The organism is Enterococcus faecium (assembly GCF_029023785.1).
Taxonomy (GTDB): domain Bacteria; phylum Bacillota; class Bacilli; order Lactobacillales; family Enterococcaceae; genus Enterococcus_B; species Enterococcus_B faecium.
The window spans coordinates 1,348,234-1,361,153 of the sequence record NZ_CP118955.1; the positions used below are offsets into that span (position 1 = coordinate 1,348,234).

Sequence of the window (12,920 nt, forward strand, 5' to 3'; positions counted from 1 at the left end):
AGGACAGGAGGAATGTTTAGACTGAGCGTATACTGATACACTGATAGCTATACTATGTCAATGAGCAATCTACTTATGGCGCACCATACGTATCCTTGCTCCCACCCTTCTTAGCCTCACGGGACTAAACTTAAAGGAATTCTATTAAGTTTTATGCTTTCGTTGTTAATTACTATACCGTTATCTAAATTAAAATGCAATGTTTTTTCTTAATTTTTCTAAAGTTTTTTCAAAAACTTCTGGAAGAGGTGCTTCAAAGATCATCTTTTCGTTTGTAGTCGGGTGCGTAAAACCTAACATTTGCGCATGGAGAAACTGACCATTGCCTTTCAAAGTTTTCTTCGGTCCGTATACTGGATCTCCAGCTAACGGATAACCGATATACTTCATATGCACACGGATCTGGTGTGTTCTTCCGGTTTCTAGTTTTAATTCAACCAGAGTAAATCCTTCGAAACGTTCCAATACAGTAAAATGTGTGACAGCCGACTTCCCATCTTCTCTTATCGCCTGCATTTTCCGGTTTTCCTTCGAACGGCCGATTGGCGCATTGATGGTTCCTTTTTCGTGAGGAATCTCTCCATGGACTAAAGCAACATATTTGCGCAAAGAGGTCTTATCTTTTAATTGCTGAGCTAATGATTCGTGTGCCTGGTCATTTTTGGCAACCATTAGCAGTCCGGAAGTATCTTTGTCGATTCGGTGAACAATACCTGGACGAATAACGCCGTTGATCGTAGAAAGATCCTTGATATGGTACATCAGCGCATTGACCATTGTGCCATGCGTATGACCTGCTGAAGGATGAACGACCATTCCTTGAGGTTTGTTTATCACCGCTACATCTTCATCTTCGTAAACGATCGTCAACGGGATATTTTCTGGGACCACATCTAATGTTTCTGGTTCGGGGATCAAGACAGTAATCTCGTCTCCTTGTTTTACTTTGTAATTTGCTTTGACTGGCTGTCCATTGACAGAAACCGCTCCATTTTTCAGCCACAGCTGAATTTGCGAACGACTGTAATCGGTGAATAAATTAGTCAATACTTTATCGATCCTACCAGATTCATGGTGAATCGTCGTTTTAAGTTCTGTCATTTTTTTCTTTGATCCTTTTCATCTAAAATAATATAAATTAACATACAAATCACTCCACATACAAGTGTCACATCTGCTACGTTAAAAATCGGAAAGCTCATAAAATCTGTCTGGAACATATCTACTACATAGCCAAGACGAATACGGTCGATAAAATTGCCAATCGCACCAGCTAGAATCAAACTCAATCCAATCATGAACCAGCGATTACCTTTTTCACGATTTTTAATCATCAATGTGAGAATCACAACGACTGCAATGAGTGTCACTATAGTAAAGAACCACATCTTCCCTTCTAGCATACTCCATGCGGCTCCAGTGTTTCGAATATGATTCAGTGACAAAATACCTGGTATAAGATTTTTCGTCTCTCCAAGCGCTAGATTATCAGTGATCCACCATTTGACCAACTGATCCACTCCTACTAGCAAAGCGCTGAATATCCAATAAATAATTAACAAAAAATCAATCCTTTTCTATTTGTTTATAAATATCACGAGGTCGTACGATCCCGAGCAGATTACCATCGGGATTCCCATCTTTAGTGATAAGTACGGCTTCCAAAGTCCCTTGCTCACGAAACATCGCTTCAACCTCGTAAATATGTGTTTTAGCTGGAACAAAATGATAATTTGTGTACTTTCCGTTTTGGATGATCAAATCCAACGCTCGTTTATTTGTTAAATCAACCGGACCTTTTTGGCTTTCTTTTGCTAGCCAAAACCCGATATTACGTAAAGTAATCAATGCTACAAATTTTCCTTTATTGTATAACGGAAATTGTGAATACCTTTTTTCTGCTACTATCTTTAACAGTTCAAGTAACGGAAGATCTTGTTCAAAACCTGTTACACGTTTTGCAAATCGAGGCAGCACGGTTTCAGGCTGAATCAGTTCTTGTTCGATCAGCTGGATTCGCTTGACTGTCCAATCATTTGGCTCTGCAATGACAAAATCGACTGCGATCCGATCATGGACGATCGCATTCCTTAACTGAGCAAGCTGTAAAAGATCATCTTCGTATTTTCTGATCATTAATTGTTTTCTTTGAGCTAGGCGTCTGACAAGTTCGGTAAATCCCATATTTCGTGCATTTCCCATCTCGTCTCTCATCCATTTTTCGATTCGATTGAAACTGATTAAAAAAAGATCAGAGTTTGCCATAATTTTCCTCCTTGATCAAATATGCCCGGTTTTTTATATAGAAAAAGAACGCAATCAACACAATAACTGCAAAAAAACTGAAAAATAAATTTTGTAGGAAAACGGCCCCCAACCCAGTTGCTAGAAATAAAAACGGATAGATTTGAAGAATCAAGTAATTCATTGTGATCACATAAGCAGGCTTTGCTTCTTTCACTGTATAAACGGGGCTTTTTAGCCAATAAAAGGTGACCTGCATCGTAAAGGGCACTTCCAGATCAAGCGTTATCTTTTGTTCATGACTGAGAACACTGCGTTTTTCATTGTTGATTCTTAGCTGAATCGAGCTACCCATACCGTAAAAACCGGTTTTTCTTATAAATGTCGTTTTCATCATACCCTCCTATTATGCTTTAGTATAGCTCAAAATACAATAAAGAAAAAGAATGATCCTAGTGTAAACAAAATTAATTCCCTATCGTCTAAAAAAAGAAGCTGTAGTCAAAATACAGCTCCTTCGATGGTAGATTATAATCAAGCTTAAAACAATCCCAACACTTCTCCGTCATTTGTCACGTCCATATTCAATGCAGCAGGTTTTTTAGGCAAACCAGGCATCGTCATAACATCTCCAGTCAAGGCTACTAAAAATCCTGCCCCTAATTTTGGGATGATTTCGCGGATCGTGATGGTGAAATCTTCCGGTGCACCTAGCAGTGAAGGATCATCAGAAAATGAATACTGTGTTTTTGCCATACAAATCGGCAGTTTGTCCCATCCATTCTTCGTAAACTCTTCTATTTGTTTTTGCGCTTTTTTGCTGAAAACAACACCATTTCCTCCGTAAATTTTCTTGACGATTGTTTCTGTCTTTTCTTGTATCGTTTCTTCTAGGCGGTATAATGGCTTGTAATTAGCTTCTTTTCTATCAATCAATCGTACTACAGCTTTTGCTAAATCAACGCCGCCTTCTGCTCCATCTGCCCATACACTCGCTCTCTTGGCAAGAATCCCCTGATTTTCACACAAGTGCTCCAACAGTGTGAGTTCATTGTCTGTATCTGTTACGAATTCATTGATTGCGACGATCACAGGTAGCTGATATTGTTCCATATTACGTATATGGCGCTTTAAATTTGCAAAACCTACTTTCAAAGCATCAAGATTCTCATTTTTAAGTTCATCTTTTTTCATTCCGCCATGCATTTTCAATGCACGGACAGTGGCGACAATCACCACAGCATCCGGCGCTTTTTTCAAGTTAGGTACTTTGATATCTAAAAATTTCTCTCCGCCAAGATCTGCACCAAATCCTGCCTCTGTGACAACGTAATCTGCTAATCTCAATGCTGTCTTGGTAGCTAAAATACTATTGCAGCCATGAGCGATATTGGCAAACGGTCCCCCGTGGACAAAAGCTGGTGTTCCGTAAATTGTTTGTACAAGATTCGGCTTGATTGCATCTTTCAGCAGTAATGCCAGAGCGCCTTCTGCTTTCAAGTCTCCAGCAGTCACAGGCTGACGGTCAAATGTATAGCCGACAACGATCCTTGCAAGACGAGCCTTTAAATCTTCAAGGTCTGCCGCAAGACACAAGATAGCCATGATTTCGCTGGCAACTGTGATATCAAACCCATCTTCTCTTGGAACACCTTGGATTGGCCCACCCAAGCCAACAATTACTTTACGCAGTTCACGATCATTGAGATCGACTACCCGTTTCCAAATCACTCGGCGGGCATCGATGTTCAATTCATTTCCTTGATGAATATGATTATCTAAAAGAGCAGATAATGCATTATTAGCTGTTGTGATAGCATGCATGTCACCAGTAAAATGCAAGTTGATATCTTCCATAGGCAATACCTGTGCATATCCTCCGCCTGCAGCACCACCTTTGATTCCCATCACAGGACCAAGTGAGGGTTCTCGCAATGCAATAACAGATTTTTTATTGATTTTATTGAGCGCGTCTCCTAACCCTACAGTGATCGTTGACTTTCCTTCGCCAGCTGGTGTTGGATTGATGGAAGTAACTAAGATCAAATGCCCCTCAGCGTTATCCTTTGATCGATTGATTCCAGAAAAATTGATTTTCGCCTTATATTTCCCATACAGTTCCAAATCGTCTTCCTTAAGATCTAATTTACTAGCCACTTCAACAATCGGTTCTAGCTCTGTTTCTTGTGAAATTTGCAGATCATTCTTCATTTGATTACCCCTTTTCACGAACTTTATTCAACAAAATATCTTCTTTGTTAAGATATGCCAATTATACCTTTTTTTATTCAGAAAAAAAACATAAAATTACAGGTTTTTAATTTATTTGACGTACTTATAAATACTCTTTATAATGAAGGCTATGATCAGACTTTAGAAAGGTCGTGAGTGCTTTGACCACAGGAATTGTAAAATGGTTTGACAACAAAAAAGGATACGGCTTTATCAGTTATGATGACACAGAAGAAATTTTTGTACATTTTACTGCGATTGAAGAAGAGGGATTCAAAACTTTGGAAGAAAATCAAGTGGTCGAATTTGAGATCATCGAAGGGAATCGAGGAACACAAGCTGCCCATGTCAAGAAAGGCAACGTTCAGACTACCGATACTAGTATGCATGAATAGATAAACAAATAGAGTGAGACGCTAAACGGGATGAACCGTACGTCTCACTCTTTTCTTTTCCTGTAAAAATTCGTTTTTTTAGGTTCTGATTTTTAAAATTAGCTTTTTCTTTTTTTCGTATAAGGATAAGGAATTGATTCTGATTTGGGTCCGTTTTTTTCAAAATGATCAAAAAGGACTACTTGATCTTTTTTTCGCATCATGAAAACAGATGGGGCTTTCTCATCTTGCAACATCATTTGCACCCCAGTATTAGTTGGCGTCAAAGATCGAATCTGTCCGACAGATATTTCTCGGTCTTTCCAAAAAGCAGCATAACGTATAATCACAGAGTTTGATTTTAAAATAAAAGAACGCCGCAAACCTAGAAATAGAAAAACAAGAAAAATACCTAAAACAAAATTGCTTTTCCAATAAGGACCTGTGTTTTCTAAAGAAAGAATCAGACTAAAAAACAGAATGATCAAGGTCAATGACCAATAGATGATCGTATGTGCCAGTTCAGGCTGCCATCGAATATTTTTTTTCATTCTCTAACCTCTCACCGATTCAGTAATGATATAATCTTACCATAACATTAGTTTGAACAAAAAGGAGAATCTCTTTTTATGTTAAAAGTATACATTGATGCCTCTACAAAAGGCAACCCTGGTCCTAGTGGAGGTGGAATCTTGATTGTCTATCAAGGTAAACAAGAACAGCTATCTATCCCGCTTTCTATAGGGACAAACCATCAAGCAGAGTTCGAAGTCTTTTTAAAAACTTTAGAATTTCTAAAGAAAAACGACTTACAGAATGAAACGATTTTCTGTTTTTCAGACAGCAAAACACTAGTTTCTACGGTCGACAAAAACGCAACGAAGAACGAGCTCTTCCTTCCCTACCTTCAAAGAATCCAAGAACTTCTATCCGAATTTTCTTTATTGATCCTGCAATGGTTGCCCGAAAACAAAAATAAAGGAGCAGATAATCTTGCACGTCAGGCTCTCCATAAACAATTAAAAGAAAAAAAGACTCTTTAAATTAAAAACTTTAAGGAGTCTTTTTATAGTTTCTCATTTAATATAAAAGATAATTGTGATCAAACGTAATTTCCAATTGGTAATCTCCGATTTTTTCTTCTATTTGACTACGTAAGATTCTTTCTAGTTCTGTATCAACAAACTGGAATTTCTCAGGGACCACTACATCAAATTGCAGCGTTTTTCCTTGATGAATTACTCTAAAATCATGAATATTAAGCCCTGTACCTGTTTCAAGAAGAATTTGCTTTAACTGCCGCAAGATATTATAGTATTTTTCGTTATCAACAGGCATTGGATCCAAGTGACAGACAAGTTCCACATCCAAAGACTTTTTAAAGTCTTTTTCTATCAGATCAATAATCTTATGAGCCACATTCAAATTCATTGATTCATCTACTTCGATGTGGACTGATGCAAAGCGTTTATTGGGTCCATAGTTATGCACCAATAAATCATGATAGCCAAGTATATCATCGCAAGCATTTAAATGCTCTTCCATTTCTTCAATCTCTGCTGGCGTTGGGCGACTTCCTAATAGTTCGTATACAAAATTTCGAAGCATCGTCAATCCACTATAAAGGATATATAATGCTAAAGCAAAACCTATATATCCATCAATACGCCATCCAGTTACCCATTCGATTGCTGCTGAAAGCAATACAGCCAGTGTAGTAAAGACATCATTATAACTATCTGTTGCTGTAGCTCTCAATGTTTCAGAATCAATGGATTGCGCAATAACCTGATACATTTTGCCTTGTGCAAATTTCAAAAAGATGGAAATGATTAGGACAAAAAAGACGATGGGTGTTAAAGAGACATTTTCTGGATGGATGATTTTTTCAGCAGAAGACTCTAAAAATTGAAATCCTACATAAGTAATGATGATCGAAACAAATAACCCACTGATATATTCGAAGCGTTCGTGTCCATAAGGATGTTCCTGATCTGCTGGCTTTGCAGCAATTTTAAATCCGATCAAAGTCAATATGGATGAAGCAGTATCTGATAGACTGTTCACTGCATCAGCCATAATGGAGACACTTCCTGAAAAAAGCCCGATCATTAGCTTAGAGACAAACAAGATCAGATTCGTAACCAATCCTAAGATACCCGCTAGTACTCCTTTTTTTGTCCGCTGTTGCGGTATTTGTTTCTTTTTTTCTTCTTGTTTCTTAGCCAAGTTTTTTACCCCTTCTAGTTTGCTTGTTGCTCAGGTAAAAAGATGGAGAGGACGATTGTTTTCCTCTCCTCTCTTCCTTTTTCTATCTATCGTGCGTCCTATTACTATTAAAAGATGGTCATTATTCTGGTTTCAACGGTGTTGCTGCAAATAACGCTTTTGCTAGTAATGGTGTTATGATTCCCGCACCTATTGCTTCTGGTATCCCATTGATTGCTGCAACCCCTGCTAAGGTTTTAAATAAAAGAGCAGAATCTACACCATAGGCATCTGCCGTTGCACCTGTATAAAATAATCCCATGAATCCTAACACTAAGACTGTATTGACCAATGAACCCAGTACCCCTGCAAAGGCTGAGCTGATCGTTATTGATTTATTTTTTTGATAAATCCAGTGGAAAACCAAGCCTGCTACTAAGCCAACAAGTACTCTGGGAACTACCGAGATAATCGGATTCGTGAACACTAATGTATCAAATGGCGTTGTTGGCATGGCATAGGCACGAACAATTGTAGCGATTCCCCAAAACAAGCCAATCACCATGCCATCTTTTGGGCCTAATACTACTGCAGCAATAATTACTGTGATATGGATAATTGTTAAACTAATGAATCCTAATGGAATAAACCCCAGCCAAGGAACCATCGCTTGTACGATGATGATTGCTAACAAGATCGCACGTAAGACTAGTCGAAAGGTCTTATTTCTACTATTCATTTTTTCACCCCTTTTTATTTATACTAATCGTAAAAATTTCTGTCACTTTCGTCAACTAAAGACCATCCGAATCCGACCATTTGATTAGATGCGCCATCCAATTGAAAAAAGTATGAGGGCAAGACTTGTTTGTCTTCGCCCCCATAATCATGTTTCGTTCAATGTTTGAACTTTTGTTTTTCTGTCAAACGTAAACGCCCTATTGTTGCGCAACCCATTCTTTCGCAGCTTTAAGTGCATCTGGAATACCAGCAGGATTTTTCCCGCCAGCTTGTGCCATGTCTGGACGTCCACCACCGCCACCGCCTACTTTCGGTGCGATTGCTTTAATCAAGTCGCCAGCTTTTAGTCCAGCTTCATTTGATTCTTTCGTCATTGCCGCTAGCAGACTGACTTTTCCTTCTTGTTCGTTTGCTAAAACAAGAATATCTGAAATATTTTTTTGTTTCCATTGGTCAGCTAATTGACGCAGCTGATTCATATCTTTCACTTTTACTTGTGCTGCAATGATTGTTTTTCCATTGATCGTTTCTGGATCTTTGAATACATCACCAGCTTGTTGATTCGCTAACTTGCTAGCTAATTGTTCATTTTCCTTTTGTAGCTCTCTTACTTGCTGTTGCAATTGTTCCGCTTTTGAAACAACTTCTTTCAATTGAGGTGATTTAACAATTGTTGCTACTTGTTTTAGTTGTTTTTCTTCTTCTTCAAGTAGTTCGTACGCTTCTTTACTTGTTACAGCCTCGATTCGTCGCACGCCTGCACCAATTCCTGATTCAGAAACGATTTTGAAGATTCCGATGTTTTCTGTATTTGCTACATGTGTGCCTCCGCACAGTTCGATTGACCAGCCGCCAATATTTACTACTCGAACGTCATGTCCGTATTTTTCACCAAACAAAGCCATTGCACCCATGTTTTTGGCTGTATCGATATCTGTTTCAATTGTTTCAACTGGGATAGCTTCCCAGATTTTTTCGTTGACGATTCTTTCCATTTCAGCTAATTCATCTGAAGTGATTTGACCAAAGTGGGTAAAGTCGAATCGTAAATGTCCAGGAGCGACTAAAGAACCAGCTTGATTTGCATGCTCGCCAAGTACTTCTTTCAATGCCTTGTGCAGTAGATGGGTTGCTGTATGGTTTTTGATGATCCGATTGCGCATCGATTGATCGATCAATAGATGATAGGTTTGTCCTTCACTCATTGGTGCTTTTACTTCTACGGTGTGCATAAATTGACCATTAGGCGCTTTTTGAACATCTGTAACAACTGCTACGATTTCGCCTACTTCATTCATGATCCATCCTTGATCCGCTACTTGCCCACCCATTTCTGCATAGAAAGGTGTTTGATCAAAGATCATTTGAGCTTCACCTTCTGCGACTTCATTCAAAAGAGACTCACCTTTAACGATGACCAATAATTGACTATCTGATTCTTGTTCTGTGTATCCAATGAATTTACTTTCTACTTTGATATCTGTCAATAAAGCAGATTGTACCCCCATTGATTTTTCAGTACTGCGGGCAGAGCGAGCACGTTCGCGTTGTGCATCCATTTCTTTTTCAAAACCAGCATGATCAACTTTCAGTCCTTCATCTTCTGCCACCTCTTCCGTTAATTCTACCGGGAAGCCATATGTGTCGTATAGTTTGAAGATGTCTTTTCCTGCTAGAGTCGTCCCGTTTTCGTTTTTTACTTCTTGGATCACTTGATTTAAGATTTCCAAACCTTCATTGATTGTTTCATTGAAACGTTCTTCTTCTGTACGGATAACTTTTTCAATAAATTCTTTTTGTTGAAGTACTTCAGGATAATAACTTACCATGATTTCCCCAACAACAGGGACTAAACGATATAAGAATGCTTGTTCAATACCTAATTTTTTCCCATGCATGACAGCACGACGAAGCAAACGGCGTAAGACATACCCTCTCCCTTCATTCGATGGCAATGCACCGTCGCCAATAGCAAATGAAAGGGCGCGAATATGATCTGCGATTACTTTGTAAGAAATATCTGTTACTGGGTTTTCACCATATTTTACTTGTTTGCTTAGCTTTTCTACGGCGTGGATAATAGGCATAAACAAGTCTGTCTCAAAGTTCGTTGGCGCATCTTGAACGATTGAGACCATGCGTTCCAATCCCATCCCCGTATCAATGTTTTTATGAGGAAGTGGTTCAAATGTGTTATCAGGCTTATGGTTGAATTCTGAAAATACTAAGTTCCAGATTTCTAAATAACGTTCATTTTCTCCTCCTGGATAGTTTTCAGGATCGTCTTCTGCTAAATCGTTATAAGCTTCTCCACGGTCATAGAAAATTTCCGTATCCGGACCACATGGGCCTGCACCGATATCCCAGAAGTTGTCTTCTACATCAATAATGTGATCTAGTGGCAGGCCAACTTCTTCATGCCAGATGCGTTTTGCTTCTGTATCTTTTGGATAAACTGTTACATAAAGTTTTTCTGGATCGAATGCCATCCATTTTGGATCAGTCAAAAATTCCCATGCCCAGTGGATGGCTTCATTTTTGAAATAGTCACCAATCGAAAAATTACCCAGCATCTCAAACATCGTATGGTGCCGTGCTGTTTTACCGACATTTTCGATATCATTTGTTCGAATAGATTTTTGGGCATTTGTGATTCTTGGATTTTCTGGCACAACTGAACCATCAAAATATTTTTTCAATGTTGCAACACCAGAGTTGATCCACAATAAGGTTGGATCGTTCACGGGGATCAAAGACGCACTAGGTTCAATCGTATGTCCTTTAGATTGGAAGAAATCAAGAAACATTTGTCGAACTTGTGCACTACTTAATTGTTTCATGTCATTACCTGCTTTCTATAAATTAAATACAAAAAAACACCATCACAGCCAAGGACGAAAACTCGCGGTACCACCTTGATTGCAATGATGTGTAATCATTACCTCTTAAACTCGATAACGCTGAGCTGCGTCGGTATTTCTACCAAAATAGAAAAAGGGAGCAATTTGATTAGTGACTATTCTTTTTTCAGCCAAGAAAGAATTTTCTGTGAGTCTTAAAAAACAAATCATATCCTTTTCGTACTTAATTAGTATACGCATTCTATTGATCACTGTCAATATCTCAATTTTTATTTTCATTTCCTTTTGGTCATACTCCACGATTTTTGGTACGATAAGAATAAAGGAATCAATACATCTCTGCTATTCATGACAAGGAGGAATATGATGAAAAAAATAGTTGGAGCGGATGAATGGATACGCGCAGCTAGCTGCTTTTTGAGATATCAAGTTTTTGTATTAGAACAAGGGATTCCTGCAGAACTAGAATTCGACGGAAAAGATATCCCGCAACAAACCTATTATCTATTTCTTGATCAAAAAAGACCAGTAGCTACTTTGCGTTATGAAAAGAAAACACCTACTTGCTTCAAGCCGGAACGATTTTGCGTAGCAAAAGAATACCGAGGAAAAGGGTTAGGCGGTCAGTTGCTTGAAGCTGCTGAAAAACGGGCGGTTTCAGAAGGTTGTCAGACTAGTTATGTAGTAGCTGAAATGACGGCTGTAGATTTTTATGAAAAACAAGGGTATCATACTTGCACAGAACCTTTTATTGAAGATGAAGTACTTTGTATCGGAATGGAAAAAAGTCTAGCTTAAAAACAAGAGATTGTGACACGCCTTTTGTCACAACCTCTTGTTTTTTATTTATGTGAATTTTTCTTATTTTTACGAGCAGTACGGCTTTGCTGTCTGCGTTCGATTTTGCGTTCTTTTTTATTTTTTTCTGCAATTGCCCAATCGATTTTTTTCTTATAACCAGGCTTGATCTTTTTCTTTTTCTTCTTCACAAGACCAATCAGCGTGGGATCTAATACATCTTTTGATTTTTCTCGTTTGGCACGTCTATTACGATCGTATGTTTTGACGATTTCCCCGTTTTTGATTTCTTTTGGTTCAAATGAGACGCCCAATTTTTCTATCGCATCAATGGCTTGCTCATCATTTGGCGAATATAACGTAATGGCCGTTCCTTTTAAGCCATTACGTCCAGTACGTCCGACACGATGGATAAAGAAGTCTAGATCTTCTGGAATTTCTGCATTGATAACATGAGAGACACCTTCGATATCGATCCCTCTAGCAGCTAAATCAGTCGCTACAACATATTGATACTCCAGATTCTGTACTTGTCGCATCACTCGTTTTCTCTCTCTTGGGGTGATGTCTCCATGAATCTTTGCTACTTTCAAGCCTTGGTTTTTCAAGTAATCGGCAATTTCATCCACATGCTGTTTTGTATTGGCAAATACGATTGCTAAATAAGGATGACCAATTGTCAGCAGTTGATAAATCATTTGATTCTCATCTTTACCTTTTGTTGAAATCAGCCAATTTTCAATGTCTTCAGAAATAACTGCTTTTGGTTTGATTTCTTCAATGATTGGATTTTCCATGTATTTTCGTAAGAATGGACGAAGTTTTTCTGGAATAGTGGCAGAAAAAACTAAAAACTGCAGCTTTTCTGGTAATCGACTTGCAATTTGGTCTACTTCATTTAAAAAACCCATATCCAATGTCATATCCGCTTCATCGACAACAAATGCAAATGCGGTGTGAATCTTCAGCGCTTGTTCATTCATCATGTCTAATATTCTACCAGGCGTGCCTACTACAACCTGTGGCTGTTGGTGATGCAGACGATTTAATTGACGCTGTTTGTCTGTACCGCCGACAAAATTCGAGACACGGATCTCCGGTGTAGAAAATTTAGCGATTTGTGTAGCTGCTTCATAGATCTGTGCAGCTAGTTCCCTACTTGGAGCTGTAATAACAACTTGTACTTCCTCTTTTTCTGCATTGATTTTTTCAAACAAAGGCAACAAAAACGTATGTGTTTTTCCTGTACCAGTTTGAGATTGCCCAATGATATTTTTTCCTTTTGCAATTAAAGGAATCAAACGTTCCTGGACCTCTGTGGGCTGTTTGAAGCCCTTTGCGGTTAACGCTTCATTGATAAACGGTTTGAAGCGGAATATATCAAAATTATTCATTCGTGCACCTCTTCTCTTTAAATTATCACGACTTTGGCATTATAACACAGACAAAGCGTTTTTGCTCA

At 38.4% G+C, this 12,920-nt stretch carries 13 protein-coding genes; 3 read left to right on the forward strand and 10 right to left on the reverse strand.

Annotated features, from left to right (window positions below):
- Positions 1-189: 189 nt before the first annotated feature.
- The 5 genes from PYW34_RS06545 to PYW34_RS06565 form a co-directional block, all read right to left on the reverse strand.
- Complete coding sequence (locus PYW34_RS06545; protein ID WP_002295861.1) at positions 190-1,101, reverse strand: RluA family pseudouridine synthase; 912 nt, start codon at positions 1,099-1,101, stop codon at positions 190-192.
- Positions 1,098-1,562: a signal peptidase II gene (gene lspA / locus PYW34_RS06550; protein ID WP_002295859.1), complete on the reverse strand. Its 465-nt coding sequence runs from the start codon at positions 1,560-1,562 to the stop codon at positions 1,098-1,100. The genes PYW34_RS06545 and lspA overlap by 4 nt, the downstream gene beginning before the upstream one ends.
- A 4-nt stretch (positions 1,563-1,566) precedes the next feature.
- Positions 1,567-2,265 (reverse strand): CBS domain-containing protein, encoded by a 699-nt coding sequence (locus PYW34_RS06555; RefSeq protein WP_002295857.1) that lies wholly within the window; start codon positions 2,263-2,265, stop codon positions 1,567-1,569.
- Positions 2,252-2,638, reverse strand: coding sequence for a hypothetical protein (locus PYW34_RS06560; protein WP_002295856.1), 387 nt, complete (start codon positions 2,636-2,638; stop codon positions 2,252-2,254). Before PYW34_RS06560 ends, PYW34_RS06555 begins: the two co-directional genes overlap by 14 nt.
- A gap of 146 nt (positions 2,639-2,784) precedes the next feature.
- The gene (locus tag PYW34_RS06565) at positions 2,785-4,455 is read right to left on the reverse strand and encodes a formate--tetrahydrofolate ligase (protein WP_002295854.1); all 1,671 of its coding nucleotides are present in this window, start codon (positions 4,453-4,455) and stop codon (positions 2,785-2,787) included.
- A 182-nt stretch (positions 4,456-4,637) separates the two neighbouring features.
- Here PYW34_RS06565 and PYW34_RS06570 point away from each other — a divergent pair, with 182 nt between their 5' ends.
- Entirely contained in the window at positions 4,638-4,871 is a 234-nt protein-coding gene (locus PYW34_RS06570; protein WP_002303804.1) for a cold-shock protein, read from the forward strand.
- A gap of 98 nt (positions 4,872-4,969) precedes the next feature.
- On the opposite strand, the gene PYW34_RS06575 is transcribed toward PYW34_RS06570, so the two are convergent.
- Positions 4,970-5,401, reverse strand: coding sequence for an EbsA family protein (locus tag PYW34_RS06575; protein WP_002295850.1), 432 nt, complete (start codon positions 5,399-5,401; stop codon positions 4,970-4,972).
- Between the two features lie 78 nt (positions 5,402-5,479).
- Between PYW34_RS06575 and PYW34_RS06580 the strand changes: the two genes are divergently transcribed.
- On the forward strand, positions 5,480-5,893 hold the full coding sequence (locus PYW34_RS06580) for a ribonuclease HI family protein (protein WP_002295847.1): 414 nt from the start codon (positions 5,480-5,482) through the stop codon (positions 5,891-5,893).
- Between the two features lie 37 nt (positions 5,894-5,930).
- On the opposite strand, the gene PYW34_RS06585 is transcribed toward PYW34_RS06580, so the two are convergent.
- From PYW34_RS06585 to alaS, 3 genes are all read right to left on the reverse strand, one after another.
- Positions 5,931-7,079, reverse strand: coding sequence for a cation diffusion facilitator family transporter (locus PYW34_RS06585; protein WP_002295845.1), 1,149 nt, complete (start codon positions 7,077-7,079; stop codon positions 5,931-5,933).
- A 121-nt stretch (positions 7,080-7,200) separates the two neighbouring features.
- Positions 7,201-7,797, reverse strand: a complete 597-nt coding sequence (locus PYW34_RS06590) for an ECF transporter S component (RefSeq protein ID WP_002295844.1) — start codon at positions 7,795-7,797, stop codon at positions 7,201-7,203.
- Between the two features lie 199 nt (positions 7,798-7,996).
- A complete protein-coding gene (gene alaS, locus PYW34_RS06595; RefSeq protein WP_002299704.1) occupies positions 7,997-10,639 on the reverse strand; it encodes an alanine--tRNA ligase in 2,643 nt (880 codons plus the stop codon).
- Positions 10,640-11,026: 387 nt separating this feature from the next.
- Here alaS and PYW34_RS06600 point away from each other — a divergent pair, with 387 nt between their 5' ends.
- Complete coding sequence (locus PYW34_RS06600; protein ID WP_002295842.1) at positions 11,027-11,458, forward strand: GNAT family N-acetyltransferase; 432 nt, start codon at positions 11,027-11,029, stop codon at positions 11,456-11,458.
- Positions 11,459-11,502: 44 nt separating this feature from the next.
- Here the strand turns inward: PYW34_RS06600 and PYW34_RS06605 are convergent, their stop codons facing one another.
- Complete coding sequence (locus PYW34_RS06605; protein ID WP_002289190.1) at positions 11,503-12,852, reverse strand: DEAD/DEAH box helicase; 1,350 nt, start codon at positions 12,850-12,852, stop codon at positions 11,503-11,505.
- Between the last annotated feature and the right edge of the window lie 68 nt (positions 12,853-12,920).